The organism is Bacteroides sp. (assembly GCF_019417265.1).
Taxonomy (GTDB): Bacteria; Bacteroidota; Bacteroidia; order Bacteroidales; family Bacteroidaceae; genus Phocaeicola.
Window position 1 is genome coordinate 14,538 of the sequence record NZ_DXVR01000002.1, and the last position, 24,884, is coordinate 39,421.

Annotated in this window: 20 protein-coding genes and 1 other RNA gene (1 of these 21 only partly in view); 19 read left to right on the forward strand and 2 right to left on the reverse strand. The window is 44.1% G+C overall.

The features are described 5' to 3' along the window. Positions 1-108 precede the first annotated feature (108 nt). From cysN to kduI, 4 genes are all read left to right on the forward strand, one after another. Positions 109-1,578: a sulfate adenylyltransferase subunit CysN gene (cysN, locus tag QZ379_RS00690; RefSeq protein ID WP_291557190.1), complete on the forward strand. Its 1,470-nt coding sequence runs from the start codon at positions 109-111 to the stop codon at positions 1,576-1,578. Between the two features lie 17 nt (positions 1,579-1,595). Continuing rightward, positions 1,596-2,702 carry a sulfotransferase gene (locus QZ379_RS00695; protein WP_291557019.1) on the forward strand — a complete coding sequence of 369 codons (1,107 nt, stop codon included), beginning with the start codon at positions 1,596-1,598 and terminating at the stop codon, positions 2,700-2,702. Between the two features lie 266 nt (positions 2,703-2,968). After that, positions 2,969-4,363 (forward strand): PTS transporter subunit IIC, encoded by a 1,395-nt coding sequence (locus QZ379_RS00700; protein WP_291557022.1) that lies wholly within the window; start codon positions 2,969-2,971, stop codon positions 4,361-4,363. Between the two features lie 35 nt (positions 4,364-4,398). After that, complete coding sequence (gene kduI, locus QZ379_RS00705; protein ID WP_291557025.1) at positions 4,399-5,355, forward strand: 5-dehydro-4-deoxy-D-glucuronate isomerase; 957 nt, start codon at positions 4,399-4,401, stop codon at positions 5,353-5,355. Between the two features lie 137 nt (positions 5,356-5,492). Here kduI and QZ379_RS00710 read toward each other — a convergent pair whose 3' ends face one another. Beyond that, positions 5,493-7,958, reverse strand: a complete 2,466-nt coding sequence (locus tag QZ379_RS00710; protein ID WP_291557028.1) for a bifunctional UDP-N-acetylmuramoyl-tripeptide:D-alanyl-D-alanine ligase/alanine racemase — start codon at positions 7,956-7,958, stop codon at positions 5,493-5,495. Continuing rightward, complete coding sequence (locus tag QZ379_RS00715) at positions 7,934-8,920, reverse strand: GSCFA domain-containing protein (protein WP_291557031.1); 987 nt, start codon at positions 8,918-8,920, stop codon at positions 7,934-7,936. The genes QZ379_RS00710 and QZ379_RS00715 overlap by 25 nt, the downstream gene beginning before the upstream one ends. A gap of 93 nt (positions 8,921-9,013) precedes the next feature. On the opposite strand from QZ379_RS00715, the gene dxs reads away from it, so the two are divergent. The 15 genes from dxs to ssrA form a co-directional block, all read left to right on the forward strand. Next, positions 9,014-10,912, forward strand: coding sequence for a 1-deoxy-D-xylulose-5-phosphate synthase (gene dxs / locus QZ379_RS00720; RefSeq protein ID WP_291557034.1), 1,899 nt, complete (start codon positions 9,014-9,016; stop codon positions 10,910-10,912). Next, entirely contained in the window at positions 10,909-12,249 is a 1,341-nt protein-coding gene (gene trkA / locus QZ379_RS00725) for a Trk system potassium transporter TrkA (RefSeq protein ID WP_291557037.1), read from the forward strand. Before dxs ends, trkA begins: the two co-directional genes overlap by 4 nt. A 122-nt stretch (positions 12,250-12,371) precedes the next feature. Next, positions 12,372-12,758 (forward strand): hypothetical protein, encoded by a 387-nt coding sequence (locus QZ379_RS00730; RefSeq protein WP_291557040.1) that lies wholly within the window; start codon positions 12,372-12,374, stop codon positions 12,756-12,758. A 155-nt stretch (positions 12,759-12,913) separates the two neighbouring features. Further along, a complete protein-coding gene (locus QZ379_RS00735) occupies positions 12,914-13,264 on the forward strand; it encodes an NADH-quinone oxidoreductase subunit A (protein WP_291557042.1) in 351 nt (116 codons plus the stop codon). After that, positions 13,255-13,842 (forward strand): NADH-quinone oxidoreductase subunit B, encoded by a 588-nt coding sequence (locus tag QZ379_RS00740; RefSeq protein WP_291557045.1) that lies wholly within the window; start codon positions 13,255-13,257, stop codon positions 13,840-13,842. Before QZ379_RS00735 ends, QZ379_RS00740 begins: the two co-directional genes overlap by 10 nt. Positions 13,843-13,939: 97 nt before the next feature. Continuing rightward, positions 13,940-15,511, forward strand: a complete 1,572-nt coding sequence (locus QZ379_RS00745; RefSeq protein ID WP_291557048.1) for an NADH-quinone oxidoreductase subunit C — start codon at positions 13,940-13,942, stop codon at positions 15,509-15,511. Between the two features lie 54 nt (positions 15,512-15,565). Next, positions 15,566-16,654 carry an NADH-quinone oxidoreductase subunit NuoH gene (gene nuoH, locus QZ379_RS00750; RefSeq protein WP_291557051.1) on the forward strand — a complete coding sequence of 363 codons (1,089 nt, stop codon included), beginning with the start codon at positions 15,566-15,568 and terminating at the stop codon, positions 16,652-16,654. 109 nt (positions 16,655-16,763) lie between these two features. Next, complete coding sequence (locus QZ379_RS00755; protein WP_291557054.1) at positions 16,764-17,210, forward strand: 4Fe-4S binding protein; 447 nt, start codon at positions 16,764-16,766, stop codon at positions 17,208-17,210. Positions 17,211-17,327: 117 nt separating this feature from the next. After that, positions 17,328-17,840, forward strand: coding sequence for an NADH-quinone oxidoreductase subunit J (locus QZ379_RS00760; RefSeq protein WP_291557057.1), 513 nt, complete (start codon positions 17,328-17,330; stop codon positions 17,838-17,840). 23 nt (positions 17,841-17,863) lie between these two features. Beyond that, complete coding sequence (gene nuoK, locus QZ379_RS00765) at positions 17,864-18,187, forward strand: NADH-quinone oxidoreductase subunit NuoK (RefSeq protein ID WP_291557059.1); 324 nt, start codon at positions 17,864-17,866, stop codon at positions 18,185-18,187. A 12-nt stretch (positions 18,188-18,199) separates the two neighbouring features. Next, positions 18,200-20,164, forward strand: a complete 1,965-nt coding sequence (gene nuoL, locus QZ379_RS00770; protein ID WP_291557062.1) for an NADH-quinone oxidoreductase subunit L — start codon at positions 18,200-18,202, stop codon at positions 20,162-20,164. A gap of 94 nt (positions 20,165-20,258) precedes the next feature. Continuing rightward, the gene (locus QZ379_RS00775; protein WP_291557065.1) at positions 20,259-21,740 is read left to right on the forward strand and encodes a NuoM family protein; all 1,482 of its coding nucleotides are present in this window, start codon (positions 20,259-20,261) and stop codon (positions 21,738-21,740) included. 122 nt (positions 21,741-21,862) lie between these two features. Further along, on the forward strand, positions 21,863-23,371 hold the full coding sequence (locus QZ379_RS00780; RefSeq protein WP_291557070.1) for an NADH-quinone oxidoreductase subunit N: 1,509 nt from the start codon (positions 21,863-21,865) through the stop codon (positions 23,369-23,371). A gap of 203 nt (positions 23,372-23,574) precedes the next feature. Beyond that, entirely contained in the window at positions 23,575-24,546 is a 972-nt protein-coding gene (locus tag QZ379_RS00785) for a type I phosphomannose isomerase catalytic subunit (protein WP_291557074.1), read from the forward strand. A gap of 271 nt (positions 24,547-24,817) precedes the next feature. After that, positions 24,818-24,884: a transfer-messenger RNA gene (gene ssrA, locus QZ379_RS00790) on the forward strand; it runs 82 nt beyond the window's last position.

Consider the following 24,884-nt stretch of genomic DNA (forward strand, 5'->3'; position numbering starts at 1 on the left):
TTAATAATTAAAAACGCCTCTGTTATAATTATTAATTGTTCATTATTCACTTTTAATTATTAATCGAGTAAAATGGAAACTTTAGATAAAAACAAATCAGGAAACCCTATGGAAGGCGAAGCTCGCGGAAATATGTCCATAGAGGAATTCTTAAAGAAAGACGAACAGAAGGACTTGCTCCGTTTCCTTACGGCAGGTTCTGTGGACGACGGTAAATCGACTCTTATCGGACGTCTGCTGTTCGACAGCAAAAAGCTTTACGAAGACCAGCTTGACGCACTCGAACGCGACAGCAAGCGTGTAGGTAATGCAGGCGAACACATCGACTATGCACTTCTTCTCGACGGCCTTAAGGCTGAACGCGAACAGGGTATCACAATAGACGTGGCATACAGATATTTCTCTACGAACAACCGTAAGTTCATCATTGCCGACACTCCGGGACACGAACAATATACCCGCAACATGATTACAGGTGGTTCTACAGCCAATCTTGCAATCATCCTTGTAGATGCCCGTACAGGAGTAATCACTCAGACCAAACGTCACTCCTACTTAGTATCTCTGCTCGGTATCAAACATGTGGTTTTGGCTGTAAACAAGATGGACCTTGTGGATTTCTCAAAAGAAGTGTTCGACAAGATTGTAAGCGACTACAAAGCTTTTGTTGAGCCGCTGAATATTCCTGACATACAGTGCATCCCTCTGTCAGCCCTTGAAGGTGACAATGTGGTAGAAAAGTCGGACCGTACTCCATGGTACGAAGGTACATCGCTGCTTGAGTATCTTGAAACCGTACATATCGGCAACGACCACAATCTGAAAGATTTCCGCTATCCGGTACAGTACGTTCTGCGTCCTAACCTCGATTTCCGTGGGTTCTGCGGAAAGGTTTCTTCTGGTGTTATCCGCAAGGGTGACGAAATCATGGCTCTTCCTTCAGGCAAGAAATCTCATGTAAAGAGCATTGTTACATACGAAGGTGAGATAGACTATGCTTTCCCTCCTATGTCTGTAACTATTACTTTGGAAGATGAAATCGACGTTTCAAGAGGAGAAATGCTTGTACATCCGGACAATCTCCCTATGGTAGGACGTAACTTCGAGGCTATGCTTGTATGGATGGACGAAGAAAAGATGGACATGGAGAAATCATTCTTCCTGAAACATACTACAAACACAAGCCGTACACGCATAGACAGCATAGAATATAAGGTGGATATCAACACTATGGAACACCTGAGTGTTGAAAACGGCCGCCTGACTAAGGAAGATGTTCCAATGCAACTGAACCAGATAGCAAAAGTGGTTCTTACTTCATCCAAGGAGCTGTTCTTCGATTCATATTCTGACAACAAGGCTACAGGCGCATTCATACTTATAGACCCTATAACAAACAATACAAGTGCTGTAGGTATGATTATCAATCAGGTGGCCGACAAGGATATGCACAACCAGATGGCATTGCCTGTTCTGGATTTGCCTAAACTCGGTATTGCTTCTGAGCACTATGAGGCTATAGAAAAGGCAGTCAAGGAACTTTCCCGTCAGGGCATTGATGTAGAAATCAGAAAATAACTAATACATACTAATAAATGGGATTATTAGAATTCAGTAAATTACCTGTCAATCCGTTAGTGGGAGCTGACTGGAAGACATTCAATCAGATAACTAATGGAAGAGTGATAGACGACAAATTCAAGAACAAATACAGACTTACAAAATCTGTATGCCGTCTGTTGTCTACACTCAAACCGCTACAGGACAATAAATACGAAAAGCTGCTTGCCGACAAGCCGCTTGAGCATGACCCGGTATTCATTTTGGGACACTGGCGCAGCGGAACTACATTCATGCACAATGTATTCTCATGCGACAAACACTTCGGATATAATACTACTTACCAGACTGTATTCCCTCATCTGATGATGTGGGGACAGCCTTTCTTCAAGAAGAATATGAGCTGGATTATGCCCGACAAGCGTCCTACAGACAATATGGAACTGGCCGTAGACCTGCCTCAGGAAGAAGAATTTGCATTAGCAAACATGATGCCGTACACATACTACAACTTCTGGTTCCTGCCTAAGCACATGATGGAATATGCAGACAAGTATCTGCTCTTCAACGACATCAGTGAAGAAGAACTTAAGGTGTTCGAGGAAACTTTCACAAAGCTTATAAAAATATCATTATGGAATACCAAAGGAACACAATTCCTAAGTAAAAATCCTCCTCACACAGGACGAGTGAAGGAATTGGTAAAGATGTTCCCTAACGCAAAGTTTATTTATCTTATGCGTAATCCATACACTGTGTTTGAGTCAACAAGAAGTTTCTTTACAAACACCATCCAGCCTCTGATGTTACAAAACATCAGCAATGAAGACCTGCAGGCAAATATACTTTCTGTCTATTCCAAGTTATACCATAAATATGAAGAAGACAAGAAGTTCATTCCTGAAGGAAATCTCGTGGAAGTAAAATTTGAGGACTATGAGCAGAATGCCTTCGACATGACAGAAGAAATATACAGAAAACTATCATTGCCGGGCTTTGATGACGCTCGTTATGCAATAGAAGCTTATGTAAGCCGGAAAAAAGGATACAAAAAGAACAAATACCAATACAAACCTGAAACTGTAGAACTGGTGGAAAAACATTGGTCGTTCGCACTTGAACAATGGGACTATAAACTTTAACACATATAAAGATTACATTTCCAACTAATAGAATATCACATGTATTGAAAAATTAATACATGTGATATTTTTTGTCTGAATGTCATTAATACAACACAGCATCCGTGTGCGATAACGAAAAATTATGTTATATATCGCCCAAATACTTAAAATAGTCAAAAATAGAAAGGTATTCGGTTGGAAATTAAAATAAAACACATTATTTTTGGCAAATAAAATAAATAACTAAATCTTAATTAGAGTAAAAACTGTAGAAAAAACAAAGCATGGAACAAGTTTTCAGTTACATCATCGGGCTGGGTGCTGCGGTGATGATGCCTATCATTTTTACAATCCTAGGCTTGTGTATCGGAATTAAATTTGGTAAAGCTCTCAAGAGCGGTCTGTTAGTGGGTGTCGGTTTCGTAGGTTTGTCTGTAGTGACAGCTTTGCTGACAAGCAGTTTGGGTGACCCACTTAAGAAAGTAACCGAAATTTACGGTTTAAGTTTAGGTATTTTTGATATGGGTTGGCCTGCTGCAGCTTCTGTGGCATACAACACTTCTGTAGGAGCATTTATCATTCCAGTATGTTTGGCTGTAAACATTGTAATGCTTCTTACTAAAACAACCAAGACTGTCAATATCGACCTTTGGAACTACTGGCACTTTGCTTTCATCGGTGCTGTGGTATATTTCGCTACAGAGAACATCTGGTGGGGATTCTTTGCTGCCATCATCTGCTACATCATAACACTTGTTATGGCAGACCTTACTTGCAAACAGTTCCAGGGATATTACGACAAGATGGACGGTATCTCTATCCCTCAGCCATTCTGTCAGGGATTTGTACCTTTCGCACTTGTTATCAACAAAGCTCTGGATATGATTCCGGGATTCGACAAGCTTTATATCGACGCTGAAGGTATGAAGAAGAAATTCGGTATCATGGGTGAGCCTCTTTTCCTTGGTATCGTTGTAGGTTGCGGTATCGGTATGCTCGCATGCAGAAACGGTCAGGAAATAGTAGACAATATACCTGCCATCCTCGGATTGGGAATCAAGATGGGTGCCGTAATGGAACTTATCCCACGTATCACTTCATTGTTCATCGAAGGTCTTCGTCCTATTTCGGATGCTACACGTGAGCTTATCGCACGTAAATTCAAGAACAGCGCCAACCTTAACATCGGTATGAGCCCTGCATTGGTTATCGGTCATCCAACAACTTTGGTTGTATCACTTCTTCTTATTCCTGTTGCATTGTTCCTTTCAGTTATACTCCCGGGAAATCAGTTCCTTCCATTGGCTTCACTTGCCGGAATGTTCTACCTGTTCCCGGCCGTACTTCCTATCACTAAGGGTAACGTATTGAAAACATTCCTTATCGGATTGGTTAGCCTCATCGTAGGTTTGTACTTCGTAACAGACTTGGCTCCATTCTTTACTCAGGCTGCTCACGATGTATTTATCAAGACAGGCGATGCTGCCGTTAAGATTCCTGACGGATTCCAGGGTGGTGCATTGGACTTCGCTTCAAGTATCTTCTCATGGGGTATCTTCCATCTGATTTACAACTTCAAGTATGTAGGTTCTGCTGCATTGGTAGCTATCGCACTTATCATGGCTATCTATAACAGAACACGCATTATCAAGGAAGCAAAAGCTCACAGCAATAATTAATCGTAATAACCTAAATTAAATAAAACAACAAAAACATGAAAAAATTAGCATTAGCAATGATGATGGGCTTAGCAGCCATCTCTACAAACGCACAGATGAACTACAAAGTGCAAACAGCTTGCCATCCACTGGATGTTAAGCATTATGATACAGAACGTTTGCGCAGCGCTTTCGTTATGGAAAAAGTAATGGCTCCGGACGAAATCAACTTAACTTATACACTTTATGACCGTCTGATTTACGGTGGTGTAATGCCGGTAAACAAGGTTTTGAAACTTGAAACTTTCCGTGAACTTGGTCCTGAAATCACTTATTTCCTTGAACGTCGCGAACTTGGTGTTATCAACATTGGTGGTGACGGTGTAGTAACTGTTGACGGAAAAGAATATCCGATGAAATATAAAGAAGCATTGTACGTTGGCTGCGGTAACAAAGAAGTTACTTTCAAGAGTAACGATGCAAGCAAACCTGCTAAATTCTATATCAACTCTGCTCCTGCTTACAAACAGTACGTTACACAGTTGATTACAACTGACGTTAAAGCACAGAAAGCTCAGCCTAAGAAATATGCTTTGGCTATCTCTGACCACTACGGCAAGATGGAAGACAGCAACGACCGTGTAGTAAACCAGCTTATCGTAAAAGATGTTCTTGAAAGAGTAAAGAACGGTGGTACTAACCAGTTGCAGATGGGGCTTACTGAATTGGCTCCGGGTTCTGTATGGAACACAATGCCTGCTCACACTCACACTCGCCGTATGGAAGCTTACTTCTACTTCAATGTTGAAGAAGGTAACGCTATCTGCCACCTGATGGGTGAACCTAAAGAAGAACGTCTGGTATGGCTTCAGAACGAACAGGCTATCACTTCTCCTGAATGGAGCATCCACGCTGCAGCAGGTACTCGCAACTATACTTTCATCTGGGGTATGGCTGGTGAAAACTTGAAGTACAGCGATAAAGACGAAATCAAATATACTGAAATGAGATAATAACGGTATATAAGTCATATTTAGAGTCTGTCTGTTCCAAATACGGGATAGGCAGACTTTTTTTGCCTTTCATTTCTATTGTCAAACATACGTTTGACAGCTGTCGGACAACAGATTTATAAGGTAAGCCTAACGAATCAGTCCTGATAATAAACCCTTTTTACTCGCATTGAAACACTGGTCAGTATTTCGTATGGAATAGTATCAAGCCATTCGGCCAAAGTTGTAACAGGCAAGTTCTCGCCGAAGATTTCCACTTTATCTCCTTCCTTGCAGTCTATATCTGTTACATCAATCATACACACATCCATACATATATTACCTACATACGGAGCTTTCTGACCATTCACAAGGCAATATCCTCTTCCGTTACCTAATTTACGGTTCAGACCGTCCGCATAACCTATTGGAATTGCTGCAATACGTGAATCTCTGTCCAGCATTCCCCTACGGCTGTACCCCACGGTATCTTCAGCCTTTACATCGTGTATCTGAAGTATGGTGGTCTTTAGCGAACTTACATTGTTAATTATCTTATCTGTATATGGGTCAATTCCATACAGTCCGATTCCAAGGCGTACCATATCGAACTGCGCTCCCGGATAGCGTTCAATTCCGGCAGTATTGCAGATGTGACGCAAAATCTTGAATGAAAATCCCTCCTGAAGTTTTGCTGCCGCATCTTCGAAAGTTTCTATCTGACGGCGTGTAAAGGAATCAAAACGACTTGCATCACTACCTACAAGATGAGAGAATACCGAACGAGGTATCACAGCCGACTGACGTTTCAAACGTTCTACCAACTGAGGCAACTGTTCTGGCTCAAAACCAAGACGGTTCATTCCGGTATTGATTTTCACATGAATAGGGAAATTGCTCACTCCTTCCCTCTCGGCAGCTTTGATAAGTTCTTCTAAAATATTGAAGCTATATACTTCCGGTTCAAGACGATAGTCGAACATTGTCTTGAAAGCGGTAAGTTCCGGATTCATTATAATAATAGGACAATGAATACCGGCCTTGCGCAAATCAGCACCTTCGTCGGCCACAGCTACTGCGAGATAGTCCACCCTGTGTTCTTCCAATGTCTTTGCTATCTCAAACGGACCGGCACCGTAAGCTGAAGCCTTCACCATACATACCATCTTGGTTTCCGGTTTGAGTTTGTTACGGAAATGATTCAGGTTGGCTGTCAGGGCTCCCAAGTTTATCTCAAGGATTGTTTCATGCACCTTAAGTTCCATATAGTCTGTGATATCGTCGAAATGGAATATACGTGCACCTTTGATAAGAACGACTTCATTCCTCAAAGTGTCGAGTATGCCGGACTCTATAAGTTCTGATGTCTTGTTAAAAAAATATTTTTCTATCTGGAAGTGTGATGCAGAGGCTGAAATTTCCGGCCCTACACCTATTATCTTATCCACACCGCGATTATGCACCAACTCCGAAACCTGTCTGTAAAGAAGTTTGCTGGTCTGCCCACTCTCCAATATATCGGAAAGAATAAGAGTACGTTTTCTGCCTTTGTCCTCAGTTCGGCGCGACATGAAGTCAAGCGCTATATCAAGAGAGGCAAAATCGGAATTGTAACTGTCGTTGATAAGTATGCAGCCGTTCTTTCCTTCCTTAACCTCCATACGCATGGCAACAGGCTCAAGAGTAAGCATTCTCTCGGCTATATCCTCAGGAGAAATCATAAGATATAAGGCTACAGCCAGACAGTTTATAGAATTTTCTATTGATGCATCGTCAATAAAAGGAATGCGATATTCCTTCATAAAACCGAGATAGCGGTATTTGATTACCGTATGGTCACTGGCCTTTTCTATGCTCTCGATATACAGAGGACGTTCTATATCCTTAGTGGACCATGCTATCTCGCGTGCACCGAACAAAGACTTTGCGACACAACTGCTTATCATATCATTGTCGCCATTGTATATCACTACATCACAGTCTTTAAACAGCTGGAGTTTCTCCATACATTTGTCCTGCACAGATGTAAAGTTCTCCTGATGAGCACCACCGATATTGGTAATTACCCCAATCGTAGGGCGTATGATAGGTTTAAGTTCCTCCATCTCTCCAATTTCGGAAATACCGGCTTCGAATATTCCAATCTCTGTATTTTCATTCAGCAGCCACACGGAAAGAGGCACACCAATCTGAGAGTTATAACTCCTCGGAGAGCGTGTCACAACCTTATACGGACTGATAATATGATAGAGCCACTCTTTGACCACAGTCTTGCCATTGCTTCCGGTAATTCCGATTACAGGAATATCAAACTTTTCGCGATGGTTTGCAGCCAATTTTTGGAGAGCCTTGAGCGGATTTGAAACTTTTAAGAAATTACATTCATTATATTCAGATATATTTTCAGGGATATCGCTTACCACAAAATTCCTTACTCCGCGCTCATAAAGTTCGTCTATATATTTATGACCGTCATTGCGCTTGGTTTTAAGGGCAAAAAATAACGTTTCTTCCGGAAAGCACAAAGAACGGCTGTCTGTAAGTATCCAGTCAATCGCTGCTTCCGTATTTCCTATACGTTCTGCATTTAATACAGAGGTTATTTCTTCAATAGTGTTCGACATAATTCTATTTCCTTTTCGACATCTAAGTACGTGAATTTTTCCTTTAGTGCTCCAATTTTTAACAGTATTTGACTTAAAAATTTACCATATGCCTCACTTTCCGGATTGAAAGGCTTATGTCCCAGAGCACGGTTTATTTCATTCCACGATTTTATAACTTCCATGGTAGGTTTGCTGAAATATGTTTCGGAAAATTTTTCCCATATATAGTCTACGGCAAGCGAAGAAGGATGCAGCATATCGTCGGCATAAAAACGGTAATCGCGTAACTCGTCCATCATAATCTCGTAAGACGGGAAATAAAAGCATCCGGAATTGGACGAACAGATTTTGTCTACAGCCAACAGCAATACGGATTTGCTTATCTGATTGCCGTGCATCCCATCCTTGGCATGACGTATGGGGCTTACAGTAAACATAAGTTTTATGTCAGGATTCAGATTCCTGATTTTAGATATCAGAGCAGTATATGAACTGACAATATCCTCTACTTCAAGAAGGCTGCGTGAAAAGAGTTTCTCATTGAGTTTATGGCAGTTGCCTACTATACAGTCGGTTTCATTCAACCGATAGACACGGGCTGTCCCAAAAGTGAGAAGGAGCCAATCAGCTTTGGCAAGGAAGTCGGAACTATAACTGATGCGTGTATTAATGTTCTCCAGACACAATTCTTTGGAAGGAGAAGAAAAAGAGCTGTGATGCATCAGGCTGAACCAGACTCCGCGTGACTCCATTACATCATCATCAGAATACACCTTTCTGTCAACAAGTTCATTCAATGCCTGAAAAATAGACATCGGATTATAAAGCACGCCGAAAGGATTTACATCACACCGGAATTTACTATCGGACAGTCTGTTTCCTATGTTATCAGTAAAGCATGAGCCCATGAGCAACAATCTGTCAGAATGCTTTATTTCACACTGTCCGGCAGGCAGTTCGGTTCTGGTTATCAGTTCCATATTACTCTATACTTATTATTTTTTGGTACAAATGTAACCACAATATATATATTTGTACTACTTTTGTGGAAGAAATGTTTAATTAATGTATAGATGGAACATAACACTTCATATAAATTCCTTGACAAGATTGACAGTCCTGACGACCTTCGCAAGCTTCCGGTGGAAGTCTTGCCCGAGGTGTGCAAAGAATTACGTGAGATGATAATAGATGAACTGTCACGTAACCCGGGACATTTTGGTTCCAGCTTGGGAGTGATAGAACTTACCGTCGCATTACATTACACATTCTCAACACCATACGACCGCATAGTATGGGACGTAGGGCATCAGGCATATGCACACAAGATACTGACAGGAAGACGTGACAGATTCTGTACAAACAGAAAGCTGAACGGACTTGCGCCATTTCCATCGCCGGCAGAAAGCGAATATGACACTTTCACATGCGGACATGCCTCGAACTCCATATCTGCAGCATTAGGTATGGCAGTAGCAGCAAATCTGAAAAATGAGTCGGACAGACATATCGTAGCCGTAATAGGCGACGGTTCGATGAGTGGCGGTCTTGCTTTCGAAGGACTGAACAATGCATCGGCTACACCAAACAATCTGCTTATCATCCTGAATGACAACAACATGGCAATAGACCGCAGTGTGGGAGGTATGAAACAGTATCTTCTGAATCTGCATACGTCAGAGGGCTACAACAGATTCCGCAACGCCATGTCGAAACAAATGATGAAATGGGGACTTCTGACGGATGAAAGGAAAAACGCCATAATAAGATTCAACAACAGCCTCAAATCATTGCTGATGCAGCAGCAGAATATCTTTGAGGGAATGAATATAAGATATTTCGGCCCTATAGACGGACATGACACTTTATCTCTGATAAAGGTTATGAACGAAATAAAGGATATGAACGGTCCGAAGATACTGCATATACACACTACGAAAGGAAAAGGATACAAGCCTGCAGAAGAATGCGCTACAGAATGGCATGCTCCCGGCCGGTTTGACAAGGAAACCGGTATCAGAATCAAGCCTGCCGCTGAAGGTATGCCTCCACTGTTTCAGGAAGTATTCGGCAATACTCTGCTTGAACTGGCACAGGCAAACAGCAGGATAGTGGGGGTTACGCCTGCCATGCCTTCCGGATGTTCGATGAACATTATGATGAGGGAGATACCTGAAAGAGTTTTTGATGTAGGCATTGCAGAAGGACATGCAGTGACGTTCTCTGCCGGAATGGCAAAAGACGGATTAATGCCGTTCTGCAACATCTATTCTACTTTCATGCAAAGAGCATATGATAATGTTATACACGATGTAGCCATACAGAAACTGAATGTCGTGATGTGTCTTGACAGAGCCGGACTCGTTGGAGAGGATGGGGCAACGCATCATGGTATGTTTGATATTGCATACATGAGGATTATACCTAACCTGACTGTGGCTGTTCCGATGGACGAACATGAACTGAGAAAGATGATGTACACAGCCCAGCTGCCGGACATGGGACCGTTCGTTATAAGATACCCTCGCGGAAGAGGCATGATAAGCGACTGGAAATGCAAGCTGGAAGCTATACCTGTGGGTAAAGGCAGACTTCTGAAAGAAGGAAAAGACATGGCTGTGATATCATTGGGACCAATCGGATACAGAGCGGCAAAGGCCATAGAAAGAGTAGAACAGGAATCAGGTATCAATGTAGCGCATTACGACTTGAGATTCGTAAAACCGCTTGATACAGAAATGTTGGAATACATAGGAAAGAATTTCAAGAAAGTTATTACTATAGAAGACGGCATCCTCGCAGGTGGAGCAGGAAGTGCGGTAATGGAGTTCATGTCTGACCACGGATATGATACGAAAATCATAAGAGTGGGACTTGAAGACCATTTCGTACAGCATGGTTCTGTAGACGAACTGTACAAAATATGCGGACTTGACGAAGATAGCATTTATGAAAAAATAAAGAACTCATGAAGATAATTATAGCTGGTGCAGGAGCAGTGGGCACACATCTGGCAAAACTTTTGGCGGGTGAAGACCAGGACATTATACTGATAGACGAGAACCAGGAAAGGTTGGGAAAAATGAGCAGTAATCTGGATATGATGACTGTGAACTACTCTCCTACCTCAATAAACGGACTGAAAGAAGCGGGAGTGGCAGGCGCAGACCTGTTCATAGGCGTAACGCCGGACGAAAGCCGTAATATGACAGCCTGTATGCTCGCCAATAACCTTGGAGCCAAAAAGACAGTAGCACGTATAGACAATTACGAATATCTGCTGCCGAAACATAAGGAATTCTTCAGCGGACTTGGCGTACATTCACTCATTTATCCGGAAATGCTGGCCGCAAAGGAGATTGTGGATGCGGTAAAAATGAGTTGGATAAAGCAGTGGTGGGAGTTTGCCGGTGGAGCACTGATAATGATTGGTGTTAAGATGAGAGAGCAGGCGGAAATACTGAATGTGCCGTTTCATGAGCTTGGAGGTCAGGGAATACCGTTCCATATAGTAGCTATAAAAAGAGGTAATGAGACGATTATCCCTCGTGGTGACGACTACGTGAAACTGAATGACATAGTATATTTTACTACCACCAAGAAGTATATCCCATACATCAGAAAGATTTCAGGACGCGAGAACGAAGCCGATGTACGAAGCGTAATGATTATGGGCGGAGGAAGAATAGCCGTCCGCACAGCCCAGTATCTGCCTGAATATATGAAGGTCAAGATTATAGAAATGGACGAAAACAGATGTAACAGGCTGACGGAGATTGTGGACGATGACGTAATGGTGATAAACGGTGACGGACGAGATATGGAGCTTCTGATAGAGGAAGGTATAAAAAATACCGAAGCTTTCGTCGCTCTGACCGGAAACTCGGAAACGAATATCCTGGCTTGTCTTGCTGCCAAACGTATGGGAGTAAGCAAAACTGTGGCGGAAGTGGAAAACGTGGATTATATAAGCATGGCCGAAAGTCTGGATATAGGTACGGTGATAAACAAGAAATACATCGCTGCGAGCCATATCTACCAGATGATGCTTAAGGCCGACGTTTCAAACGTGAAATGTCTTACTTTTGCCAATGCCGATGTGGCGGAATTCATTGTAAAAGAAGGTTCTAAGATAACCAAAGCTCAGGTTAAAGATATCGGTCTGCCTAAGGGAGCTACAATAGGTGGACTTATAAGGAATGGAGAAGGTATCCTCGTTACAGGTAATACCACCATTCAGAAAGATGACCACGTGGTAGTGTTCTGCCTCGGAGCTATGATTAAAAAGTTAGAGAAATATTTCGGATAATATGTTTTTTAACATAGAAATAATTATTTTTCCGCAAAATATATTCTAACTTTGCAGGCATGATTGAATAAGGTACAGTTTTTTATATGATTTATTGGTTGAGGATAATATTTGTTTGTGTAATGTCTTTATTTGTATTTCAGGGAATATCGGAAGAAATTTCTCCTGTATGCAATACAAGCGCATGTGCAGAAATAATATTTTCAACCAATGAAGGGAATGATATCTTATTAGTTGAATCTACATCAGACAACTATCTTATTCGCACTATAAATCATATACTTAAATCCAGATATGCAGACCTTTCTGTTCCGGCATGTGCAATTGTTGCCGGCAGTAAGGATAATAATGACAACAAATACACTCTTCATCTGAACGGTACACTGCTGAAAGGTTATAATTCTGAAAAGTATCACAGAATTTATTCCCTGACTCACCGCAATTTGTATTATCCGGTTCATTTACCTAAGGATTATTATATCTATACGTTGGAAAGAATTGTCATTTAGATACGTTCTTCCACGATTCGTCTTCATGTAACATGAAGACATATTTCGTGTGCGCACACACTGAATATTTCATCTTACACCCACTCCCTTTAATTTAATTCCTCAATCAAGGACTGACAATACAGAGAAACAATAACTCAAAAAACATATAAATCATGTATTTTATCTTTTTAATAGTAGTGATTCTTACGGCAATAGCCTTAGTGGTAGCAGCTATGACTATTGCCAAGCTAATTGCCCCGCGCTCTTTCAATTCTCAGAAAGGCGAACCATATGAGTGTGGTATCCCTACGAGGGGTGAGTCGTGGGTAAAATTCAAGGCAGGCTACTACCTCTTTGCCATCCTGTTCCTGATGTTCGACATCGAGACGGTATTCCTCTTCCCGTGGGCCGTGGTGGTGGCTGAGACGGGCGCCTATGCACTGGCGGGGGCAGCATTCTTCCTCGGAATACTTATTTTAGGCCTGGCATATGCCTGGCGGAAAGGAGCGCTGGAATGGAAATAAAGAAACGCCCGGAAATTCGCAGTATGGAGTACGGCGACTTCCGAAACAATGACTACCTGGAGCGAATGGTAGACGAGCTGAACCGCGACGGAGCGGGGATTATAATGGGTACGGCCGACGAGCTGATAAACTGGGGAAGGAGCAACTCACTGTGGTCGCTCACCTTCGGTACGAGCTGTTGCGCCATAGAGTTTATGGCCCTCGGAGCCGCACGCTATGACATGGCGCGCTTCGGATTCGAGGTGACGCGTAACTCGCCTCGTCAGGCGGATATGATTATGGTGCTGGGAACTATCACCCACCGTATGGCTCCGGTGCTGAAGCGTCTGTATGACCAGATGGCCGAACCGAAGTATGTGGTGGCGGTGGGCGGATGTACCATCAGCGGCGGACCGTTCAGGCGGTCATATCATGTGGTGAACGGTATAGACAAGATTATTCCGGTGGATGTGTTCATCCCAGGATGTCCTCCGCGTCCTGAGGCATTCTACTACGGAATGATGCAGCTGCAGAGAAAAATAAAGGTGGAACGGTTCCTGGGAGGGGTGAACAGGAAGGAGAAAAATAATGAAGAATAAGAGTTGTTGGTTATTAGTTGCTGGTTGCTGAAACTAAAAACTAAAAACCAGGAACCAAGAACTAAAAACCAAGAACCAAGAACTAAAAAAAAACAACATGACTGCTGACAATATTATACCGGTAAAGGCGGAAGAGCTCTACAATGAGGCTTCCCGACTGAGATATGACGAAGCACAGCCCATGGACTACCTGCGCGACATCGTCGGTATGGACTGGGGCGAAGAGGGTCTTGGAGCCCTGTATTATATGGAATGTACGGCCACGGGCGAACGACGTGTGCTGAAGGCTGTGGCGGCCCACAGGGAGAACGCGTTTCTTCCTTCCGTGTGCAGCCTCTGGAAGACGGCGGTGATAAAGGAACGTGAGGTGTTCGACTTCTTCGGCATACGCTTCACGGGAAATCCGGACATGCGCCGTCTGTTCCTGCGCGAGGACTGGAAGGGATATCCGCTCCGTAAGGATTACGATATGGACTCGAATCCTCTTAATATGGAGAATGAGGTCAATGCGGATGTTACGGAAGAATATACTCTGCGTCCTGACGGAACTGTAGAGGGCAGGGAGAACGTGGTGTTCGGCAGCGAGGATTTCGTGGTGAACATCGGTCCTCAGCATCCGTCCACTCACGGCGTGCTGCGTATGCGCACGAGTATCGACGGAGAGAATATCAGGCGCATAGACCCTATCTTAGGGTATATTCACCGCGGAATAGAGAAGATGAACGAAAGCCTGACTTATCCGCAGACTCTGGCTCTGACGGACAGGCTTGACTATCTGAGCGCGCATCAGAACCGCCACGCGCTGTGTATGTGTATAGAGCAGGCTGCAGGAATAGAGATTTCGGAACGTGCGCAGTACATCCGTACGATAATGGACGAGTTGCAGCGTATAGACTCGCATCTGCTGTTCTATTCATGTCTGGTGATGGATATGGGCGGACTTACTCCTTTCTTCTACGGATTCAGAGAGAGGGAAATGATTCTGGATATCATGGAGGAGACTACGGGTGGAAGACTGATTCAGAATTACAATGTGATAGGCGGTGTGCAGGCTGACATCCATCCTGACTTCCGGCGAAAGGTGAAGGAGTTCATCGTGCATCTGCGAAAGGTCATCAAGGACTATCACGATATCTTTACGGATAATGTGATTGCACGCCGGCGACTCATCGGCGTGGGTGTGCTGAGCCGCGAAGATGCCATATCGCTCGGTGCCACAGGCGGTACGGGACGTGCATCGGGATGGAGCAACGACGTAAGAAAGCATCATCCGTATGCGATGTACGGCAAGGTGGACTTCCGCGAGATTACACGTTCCGAAGGTGATTCGTTCGCACGCTACATGGTGCGCATGGACGAGATTATGGAGTCATGCCGTATCATCGAGCAGCTGATAGACAACATTCCTGAAGGTGAGGTGCGCGTCAAGACGAAAGCGATAATCAAACTGCCGGAAGGTAACTTCTCTACATCTGTAGAAAGCAGCCGAGGAGAGTTCGGGGTGATGCTGGAAAGTCACGGCGACAAATATCCGTATCGTCTGCACTACCGCTCTACGGGACTGCCGCTGGTAGATACGATGGACACAGTGTGCCGCGGACAGAAAATCGCCGACCTTATAGCGATAGGCGGTACGCTGGACTTTGTGATTCCGGATATAGACAGGTGATGGAGAGTTGTCAGAACTAAAAACTAAAAACCAACAACTAAAAACTAAATAAATATGTTCGACTATTATAATCTTGAACCGCTCCTTATGTGGATACACAGTACCATGTGCGGAATAATGCCTGAATGGCTTGCCTTCACTATAGAGGGTATAGCTGTGGGTATCTTCATCATGGTGATGTATGCCGTGCTGGCAATCATACTTATATATATGGAGCGTAAAGTGTGTGCGGCCTTCCAGTGCCGTATCGGACCGGACCGTGTGGGTGGACGAGGAGGACTTCTGCAGGTGCCGGCCGACGTTATTAAAATCCTGACAAAGGAGATTATCTCTCTGAAAAACTCAGACAAGTTTCTTTATACATTGGCTCCTTTCCTGGTAATCATGGCATCTATCCTGACTTTCTCGTGTCTGCCATGGAACAAGGGGGGCGAGATTCTGCATATGAACATAGGTATCTTCTTCGTGCTGGCAGCATCGTCAATCGGTGTGCTGGGTATCCTGCTGGCCGGATGGAGCAGCAACAGCAAATATACGCTGATTGGTGCCGTACGAAGCGGTGCGATGATAATCAGTTACGAGCTGTCAATAGGTATCAGCGTGCTGACCATGGTTATCCTGTGCGGCACGATGGACATCCAGGAGATTGTGGCTTATCAGGAGAACGGATGGAACATCTTCAAGGGGCATCTGCCTGCGGTAATGGCTTTCATCATCTATCTGATAGCAGGAAATGCGGAAGCAAACCGTGCTCCGTTCGACCTTGCAGAAGCAGAACAGGAGCTTACGGCCGGATATCATACTGAATACTCGGGTATGCACTTCGGTTTCTTCTATCTGGCCGAATATCTTAACCTGTTCATCACAGCCGGTATCGCCGTCACGCTTTTCTTCGGCGGATGGATGCCGCTGCACATTGCCGGACTGGAAGGTTTCAATGCGGTGATGGACTATATCCCGGGAGTGATATGGTTCGTAGGCAAGACTTTCTTCGTGGTGTTCCTGCTGATGTGGATAAGATGGACTTTCCCTCGTCTGAGAATAGACCAGGTGCTTGTCCTGGAATGGAAATATCTGATGCCGCTGTCGCTGCTCGTACTGATGATTATGACAGTGATGAAGGTGTTCGGACTGGTGTTTTAATATTGAAGTTGTTAGTTGTTGGTTTTTAGTTGTCAGTTATTAGAACTGAAAACTAAAGCTGTCAACAGGAACTAACAACTAAAGACTAATAACTGAAAACTAAAAATCAATGAGTACTTTTAAAGAATATATAAACGGATATGCTTTGGGCGTAAAAAGTCTGCTTGTAGGTATGCGTACATCTATGAAGGTGTTTATGCAGAAGAGCATAACGGAACGCTATCCGGAGAACAGACATACTACTCTGCACATTCCGGAACGTCACCGCGCCATGCTGGTGATGCCCAAAGATGAGAACGGTAACAATAAATGTATTGCCTGCGGACTGTGCCAGATGGCTTGCCCTAACGGCACGATAAACATCGTAAGCGAAACGCGCGAGACTGAAGACGGAAAGAAAAAGAAATTCCTCGTGAAATATGAGTACGACCTCGGTGCGTGCATGTTCTGTCAGCTGTGTGTAAACGCTTGTCCGCACGGTGCGATAGAGTTCAGCAATCATTTCGAGAACGCTGTTTTCGAGAGAGAGAAGCTGGTGATGAATTTAAATGAATGAATATTATTGAAAGAGTTGTCAGTTAAGAGTTGTTAGTTGTTAGAGCAAAACCAACAACTAAAAACCAAGAGCTAAAAACCAACAACTAAGAACTAAAAACTAAAAACTAAAAAAAACATGTTTTCACTATTTGAAATAGTATTTTATGTGGTGGCTCTGTGCATTATAGTATTTTCAGTGCTGGCAGTCACAACCAACAGCATCCTGCGCTCGGCCACATATCTGCTGTTTGTACTCTTGTCAACGGGTGGTATATATGCCATCTTAGGCTATACATTCCTGAGTGCAGTGCAGCTGATGGTATATGCAGGTGGTATCATAGTATTGTATGTGTTCTCCATCCTGCTGACACGTTCGTCCGGAACAATGAAATATAAGATAAGACGAGGCAAGATGATAAGCGTACTGCTAACGACTCTCGTCGGTATGGCTTTGGTAATGTTTATACTTGCTACAAACGGCTTTGCACTGAATATCATTCCTCAGGGTGTGGAACTGCCGGTAGAGAAAATCGGTAAAGCACTTATCGGAACAGAGAAGTATCAGTTTGTCCTGCCTTTCGAGGTGATGAGCGTGCTGCTGCTGGCCTGCATGATTGGTGCCATAATGATAGCAAGAAAAAGAAAATAAACCGTTATAAAAAACTGGGAATTATGGAAATAGAAATAGAAGTACACGTTTTGCATTACCTGGTGATAAGCACAGTGATGCTGTTCTGCGGAATTTACGGTTTCTTCACACGCAAGAATCTGCTGGCCCTGCTCATTTCTGCAGAGCTGATGCTGAATGCTACAAACATCAACTTCGCAGTGTTCAACAGATATCTCTTTCCGGGACAACTGGAAGGACACTTCTTCAGCCTGTTCGGTATAGCAATAGCTGCGGCGGAAACTGCAGTGGCAATCGCCATCATTATTAATGTCTACAGAAATATCAACAAGATTCTGACCGACGATATTTCGGAAATGAAAGGATAAAAACTAAAAAACATGGAATATACAATATTTATACTGGCCCTGCCTGTGCTGAGCTTCCTCGTTCTGGCTCTGGCAGGAATGAAAATGCCGCACAAGGTGGCTGGAGCGATAGGCACTCTATCGTTGGCGACTGTCACAGTGCTGAGCTATATCACGGCTATAGGCTATTTCGGCGCGACACGTACTGCCGAAGGACTGTTGCCTGTATCTACTCCGTGGAACTTCCGGTGGCTGCCGCTCACTGAGTCGCTGCACATCGACATGGGTATTATGCTCGACCCGATATCGGTAATGATGCTTGTGGTGATTTCTACAGTCTCACTGATGGTTCATATCTACTCTTTCGGATATATGAAGGGGGAACGCGGATTTCAGAGATATTATGCGTTTCTGTCGCTATTCACATTCTCAATGTTAGGCCTCGTAGTGGCTACAAACATTTTCCAGATGTATGTTTTCTGGGAACTTGTGGGAGTATCGTCTTATCTTCTGATAGGTTTCTACTACACCAAGCCTGAGGCTATCGCAGCCTCTAAGAAGGCTTTCATCGTCACACGTTTTGCCGACTTAGGCTTCCTCATCGGTATCCTGATTTACGGCTGCTACATGCAGACATTCACTTTCACTCCTTCAGAAGAACAGCTTATGAAGGCCGGAATGGTATTGCCTTGTGCTCTTGGACTTATGTTCGTGGGTGGTGCCGGAAAGAGTGCTATGTTCCCATTGCATATCTGGCTGCCGGATGCCATGGAAGGTCCTACTCCTGTATCGGCTCTGATTCATGCCGCTACCATGGTTGTGGCAGGTGTGTATCTCGTGGCAAGAATGTTCCCGCTGTTTATCGGATTTGCACCTGAAACTCTTCATTGGGTAGCATACATCGGTATGTTCACTGCTTTCTATGCTGCTACTGTGGCATGCGTACAGAGTGATATCAAGCGCGTATTAGCGTTCTCTACCATCTCGCAGATTGGTTTCATGATGGTAGCTCTCGGCGTATGTACGAGTCTTGACCCACACGAAGGTGGACTTGGATATATGGCTTCTATGTTCCATCTGTTCACTCACGCCATGTTCAAGGCATTGCTCTTCCTCGGCGCAGGATGCGTAATTCATGCAGTCCACAGCAATGAAATGTCTTTCATGGGTGGACTGAGAAAATATATGCCTGTCACTCATATCACATTCCTCATAGCGTGTCTTGCCATCGCAGGTATTCCTCCGTTCTCTGGATTCTTCTCAAAGGATGAGATTCTTACGGCTTGCTTCCGTTTCAGCCCTGTGGCAGGATGGATAATGACAATAATCGCCGGAATGACTGCTTTCTATATGTTCCGCCTTTACTACTGCATCTTCTGGGGAAAAGACAATAACAGTGCAAGCCGAGAGCAGAGTCAAGCTCGCTTGAACTATGCCGAGGCGCAGCCTGTTTTGGGCGAAGCCAATGACAACTACGCCCACCATACTCCACACGAAAGTCCGGTGGTAATGACTTTACCTCTGATGATTCTTGCAGCCATCACTATTGTTGCCGGATGGATAATGCCTTTCGGACATTTCGTATCAAGCAACGGACATGCATACGATATTCATCTTGACACTACTGTAGCTACTACCAGCATTATTGTAGCTGTGGTTGCCATACTGATTGCAACATGGATGTATGCCGGCAAGACTCAACCTGTAGCCGATATGCTTCAGAAGAAGTTCAGCCGTCTGCACTACGCAGCATACAAACGCTTCTTCATGGACGAGCTTTGGCTGTTCGTGACAAAGAAGATTATCTTCCGCTGTATCTCCACTCCTCTCGCTTGGTTTGACCGTCACGTCATCGACCAGTTCATGAACTTCATGGCATGGGGTACTAATGCAGCCGGAGAAACAGCACAGCCTGTACAGAGCGGAAAGATTCAGACTTACACAATGTGGTTCTTAGGTGGTATCATCATACTTACCGCTGCACTTATACTGCTGTAATAATTTGGAGATTAGTTGTTAGTTTTTAGTTGTTTATAACTGAAAACTAAAAACCGGCAACTAACAACTAAAAACTTTAAAAACTCAAAAAACAATGAATATACTAAGTTTATTTATAATAGTCCCCCTGATAATGCTTTTAGGCCTCTGGCTGTCAAAAGGCATCAATCAGGTAAGAGCGGTAATGGTGGTAGGCTCAACTGTATTGTTAGGACTGTCCGTATGGCTCACCGTGGCCTACATAGGACTAAGAAATGGGGGAGCTACAGAAGAGATGCTCTTCACCGCAAGTACTCCATGGTACGCACCGCTGAACATCTGCTACTCAGTGGGAGTGGACGGAATATCAGTTGTCATGCTTCTGCTTAGTTCAATCATAGTATTTACCGGAACATTCGCTTCATGGCGTCTGCAACCGATGACAAAGGAATACTTCCTATGGTTTACCCTGCTCAGCACAGGAGTTTTCGGATTCTTTATATCTACCGACCTCTTCACCATGTTTATGTTCTACGAGGTTGCCCTCATCCCTATGTATCTGCTCATCGGAGTATGGGGAAGCGGCAAGAAGGAATATGCAGCCATGAAGCTTACTCTTATGCTGATGGGTGGTTCTGCATTCCTGCTTATCGGTATCCTTGGCATCTACTACGGAGCCGGTGCGGAAACAATGAACATACTTGAGATTGTGAACCACAAGATACCTACAGAGTTCCAGCGTTTGTTCTTCCCACTGATATTTATCGGTTTCGGAGTATTAGGCGCGCTGTTCCCTTTCCACACATGGAGTCCTGACGGTCACGCTTCGGCACCTACAGCAGTATCTATGCTTCATGCCGGAGTATTGATGAAATTAGGAGGTTACGGATGTTTCCGCATCGCCATGTATCTAATGCCTACCGGTGCTGCCATCTGGGGCGATTTCTTCCTCGTACTGACTACTATCTCTGTAGTATATGGAGCCTTCAGCGCCGTAGTTCAGACAGACTTGAAATACATCAACGCTTACTCATCCGTGAGTCACTGCGGTCTTGTACTTTTTGCACTTCTGATGATGACTAAGGTCAGCGCCACAGGAGCCATACTTCAGATGTTAAGCCACGGACTTATGACTGCATTGTTCTTTGCCCTTATCGGTATGATATACGGTAGAACCCACACACGCGATATCCGCCAGTTGAGAGGTCTGATGAAGATTATGCCATTCCTTGCTGTAGGTTACGTCATCGCAGGTCTTGCCAACCTCGGTCTTCCGGGACTGAGCGGTTTCATTGCTGAAATGACTGTCTTTGTAGGCTCATTCCAGAATCCTGACAATTTCCACCGTATATGTACAGTGATTGCTACAATGAGTATCGTTATAACAGCCGTATACATTCTCCGTGTAGTAGGAAAGATTCTTTACGGCACATGCGAGAATCCGGAACATCTGAAACTTACAGATGCCACTTGGGACGAACGCTTCACCGTTATCTGTCTGATAGCTGCCGTAGCAGGACTCGGACTTGCACCGTTCTGGGTAAGCGATGTTATCAGTCACAGTGTGGAACCGATTATTTCGGCGATAATAAAGTAAGTTTAACTTCGTTGACCTTTGGTTGTGAGTTTGTAAGTTTATGAGTTTATTATTAATCTGCAAGCTCAATAACCCAAGAACTAAAAACTTAAAAACTTAAGAACTAAAAAACTTAAAAAGACATGTTTCAATTCATACCAATGCAAGCAGAAATCAGTCTGGCAGCCATAATGGTAATACTTCTTCTGGCAGACCTGATAATGAAAGAGCCTCACCACAAGACATTGCAGACCATAGCCTGCGGTCTTTTAGTGGTACAGATAATACTTAACATCCAGCCCTCTGCAGGTGAATATTTCGGCGGGATGTACAGCTGCACACCTGTTGCGTCTGTTGTAAAGACAATACTTACGGCAGGTACTCTCCTCGTGTTCATGCAGGCAGGAGAATGGATTTCATCGCCTGACACACGCCACAAGGCCGGCGAATTCTATGTAATAACCATAAGCACACTCCTGGGTATGTACTTCATGGTGAGTGCCGGAAGTTTCATCCTGTTCTATGTGGGACTGGAGCTCGCCAGTATCCCTATGGCGTGTCTGATAGCTTTCGACAAATGGAAGCATCACAGTGCGGAAGCCGGAGCAAAGTTCATACTGAACTCTATGTTTTCTTCCGGTCTGATGCTTTACGGACTGTCACTCGTCTACGGTACATGCGGCACTACTTACTTTGCCGATATGGCACACACATTGACAGGTACTCCGATGCAGATTCTCGCCATGGTGTTCTTCTTTGCCGGATTGGGCTTCAAGCTGAGCCTCGTACCTTTCCACATGTGGACTCCTGACACATATCAGGGTGGACCTACAGCCGTAGCAGGATATCTGTCCGTTATATCAAAAGGTGCGGCCGCCTTCACTCTGATGAGCATCCTCACAAAGGTATTCGCTCCGATGTCCGACCGCTGGGAACTAATGCTCAGTATAGTAATAGTACTGACCATCACACTGGCAAACATCTTTGCCATCCTTCAGGACAACATGAAACGCTTCATGGCCTACAGTAGTATCTCGCAGGCAGGTTACATCATGTTAGCAGTAATGGCAGGCAACACTCAGGGTACAACATCACTCATCTATTATATAACTGTATATATAGTAGCCAACCTTGCAGTGTTCGGTGTTATAGGAGCAATAGAAAGACATACATTAGGCGACAAGTATGCCAATGCCGATAAGGTAGAAGGCGTACATCCTGAAAATGCACTGTCACGTTCTGAAGAAACCGTGAAATCTGAATACGCAGTCAGCCGCAGTGCATATGCCGGACTTTACCGCACTAATCCACGTCTGACATTCGTCATGACACTGGCTATGTTCTCATTGGCCGGTATCCCTCCGTTTGCAGGATTCTTCAGCAAATTCTTCGTGTTTGCCTCCGCATTCAACGCAGGTCACTGGCTGGTAGTTTTCCTTGCCCTTGTAAATACGGTAATTTCACTCTACTACTATCTGCTTGTAGTAAAAGCTATGTACATCACTCCAAATGATAATCCTCTACCGACATTCCGCAGCCCATGGCTCACACGCGCATCATTGGCCGTCTGTCTTGCCGGAATAATCCTCCTCGGACTGCTGAGCAGCGTATATGGAGGAATAGAGGGCTGTAGCAGGAGCATAATTCCTTAGCTTGATACTACGAGTGAAAAAATAATTGACAATATGATTAAGTCAGTTTTCCAATTTTGATACAATAATAAAGGGTATATCAAAAAAGATATATCCTTTTTTTTCAATTCAGCGGGGAGATATTGAGCCACTATTTTTGATATATATCATAAAAATGATACATTTGCACTAATTTATAATAACCCTGAAAACATTTACCGATTATGTATCCACTGAAATTCCGCCCCATCCTGAAATCTACGATATGGGGGGGCGACAAAATCATTCCGTTCAAACACCTTGACTGCACACAGCAGAATGTAGGCGAAAGCTGGGAAATATCAGACGTTCCGGGCGACGAATCTGTAGTAGCCAATGGAGCAGATGCAGGAAAGAACCTCACTCAGATGGTTCAGGAGTATAAAGGAGCCTTGGTGGGCGAAGAGAACTACACACGCTTCGGCGGCCGCTTCCCACTTCTGATAAAATTCATCGATGCCCGCGACGACCTCTCTATCCAGGTTCATCCCGATGACGAACTGGCAATGCGCCGCCACAACTCAATGGGCAAAACCGAAATGTGGTACGTGATAGACAATGACGGCGGAAAAGCCCACCTTCGCTCCGGACTCAGCCGAAACATCACACCGGAACAGTATGAACAAATGATTGCCGACAATACCATCTGCGATGCTCTGGCAGACTATGCCGTACAGCCGGGCGACGTATTCTTCCTTCCGGCAGGACGAATCCACAGCATAGGCGCCGGATGTTTTATCGCTGAAATTCAGCAGACTTCAAACATCACATACCGTATCTACGACTTCAACCGCAAAGACAAAAACGGCAATACTCGCGAACTTCACACAGAACTCTCAAAAGAAGCCATCGACTACAGCGTAGAGCAGGACTATCGCACACAATACACTCCTTGCAAGGACCGTCCGGTAGATTTGGTTTCATGTCCATATTTCACTACTTCTGTATATCATCTCACCGAGCAAATGACCATGGACTATTCAGAACTCGATTCTTTCGTGATATACATATGCATGGAAGGCTCATGCACCATAAAGGACAACGAGGGCAACACGATAGAAATGCAGGCAGGCGAGTCAATACTTTTCCCGGCCGCTACACAGCACCTCGAAGTTGTACCTTCAGGCGAAGTGAAGTTCCTGGAAACTTATGTATAATTTAAAGACAGCAACAAACACTCAGTGAACGGCTGCTGAACAGTAAATGAACGATATTCGAATGACATTAGAACCACATTCGAAAGACATTAGAATTTCATTTTATGTTCATTAGCCGTTTATTTCTTGTTCATTTACCGTTCACTGAATCTTTCATTAGCGTATAAAAATAAGAACAATATACATTGCCAAACGAAAGATTTATTACATGTTTTTTGCAGATAATATTATTTTTATCTATTTTTGCGGTGTTAAACGATTATCACAACTTGGGGTTGTTTGGTTTTGACAGCGAGAGATGTGGTATGTAAGCATGCAGTGCGTCAGTGATTTGCACT

Excerpts from the sequence above, each read along its gene's own strand:
- cysN (WP_291557190.1), top strand. The coding sequence starts at position 109 with ATGGAAGGCGAAGCTCGCGGAAATATGTCCATAGAGGAATTCTTAAAG.
- QZ379_RS00695 (WP_291557019.1), top strand. The coding sequence starts at position 1,596 with ATGGGATTATTAGAATTCAGTAAATTACCTGTCAATCCGTTAGTGGGA.
- QZ379_RS00700 (WP_291557022.1), top strand. The coding sequence starts at position 2,969 with ATGGAACAAGTTTTCAGTTACATCATCGGGCTGGGTGCTGCGGTGATG.
- kduI (WP_291557025.1), top strand. The coding sequence starts at position 4,399 with ATGAAAAAATTAGCATTAGCAATGATGATGGGCTTAGCAGCCATCTCT.
- QZ379_RS00710 (WP_291557028.1), bottom strand. The coding sequence starts at position 7,958 with ATGTCGAACACTATTGAAGAAATAACCTCTGTATTAAATGCAGAACGT.
- QZ379_RS00715 (WP_291557031.1), bottom strand. The coding sequence starts at position 8,920 with ATGGAACTGATAACCAGAACCGAACTGCCTGCCGGACAGTGTGAAATA.
- dxs (WP_291557034.1), top strand. The coding sequence starts at position 9,014 with ATGGAACATAACACTTCATATAAATTCCTTGACAAGATTGACAGTCCT.
- trkA (WP_291557037.1), top strand. The coding sequence starts at position 10,909 with ATGAAGATAATTATAGCTGGTGCAGGAGCAGTGGGCACACATCTGGCA.
- QZ379_RS00730 (WP_291557040.1), top strand. The coding sequence starts at position 12,372 with ATGTCTTTATTTGTATTTCAGGGAATATCGGAAGAAATTTCTCCTGTA.
- QZ379_RS00735 (WP_291557042.1), top strand. The coding sequence starts at position 12,914 with ATGTATTTTATCTTTTTAATAGTAGTGATTCTTACGGCAATAGCCTTA.
- QZ379_RS00740 (WP_291557045.1), top strand. The coding sequence starts at position 13,255 with ATGGAAATAAAGAAACGCCCGGAAATTCGCAGTATGGAGTACGGCGAC.
- QZ379_RS00745 (WP_291557048.1), top strand. The coding sequence starts at position 13,940 with ATGACTGCTGACAATATTATACCGGTAAAGGCGGAAGAGCTCTACAAT.
- nuoH (WP_291557051.1), top strand. The coding sequence starts at position 15,566 with ATGTTCGACTATTATAATCTTGAACCGCTCCTTATGTGGATACACAGT.
- QZ379_RS00755 (WP_291557054.1), top strand. The coding sequence starts at position 16,764 with ATGAGTACTTTTAAAGAATATATAAACGGATATGCTTTGGGCGTAAAA.
- QZ379_RS00760 (WP_291557057.1), top strand. The coding sequence starts at position 17,328 with ATGTTTTCACTATTTGAAATAGTATTTTATGTGGTGGCTCTGTGCATT.
- nuoK (WP_291557059.1), top strand. The coding sequence starts at position 17,864 with ATGGAAATAGAAATAGAAGTACACGTTTTGCATTACCTGGTGATAAGC.
- nuoL (WP_291557062.1), top strand. The coding sequence starts at position 18,200 with ATGGAATATACAATATTTATACTGGCCCTGCCTGTGCTGAGCTTCCTC.
- QZ379_RS00775 (WP_291557065.1), top strand. The coding sequence starts at position 20,259 with ATGAATATACTAAGTTTATTTATAATAGTCCCCCTGATAATGCTTTTA.
- QZ379_RS00780 (WP_291557070.1), top strand. The coding sequence starts at position 21,863 with ATGTTTCAATTCATACCAATGCAAGCAGAAATCAGTCTGGCAGCCATA.
- QZ379_RS00785 (WP_291557074.1), top strand. The coding sequence starts at position 23,575 with ATGTATCCACTGAAATTCCGCCCCATCCTGAAATCTACGATATGGGGG.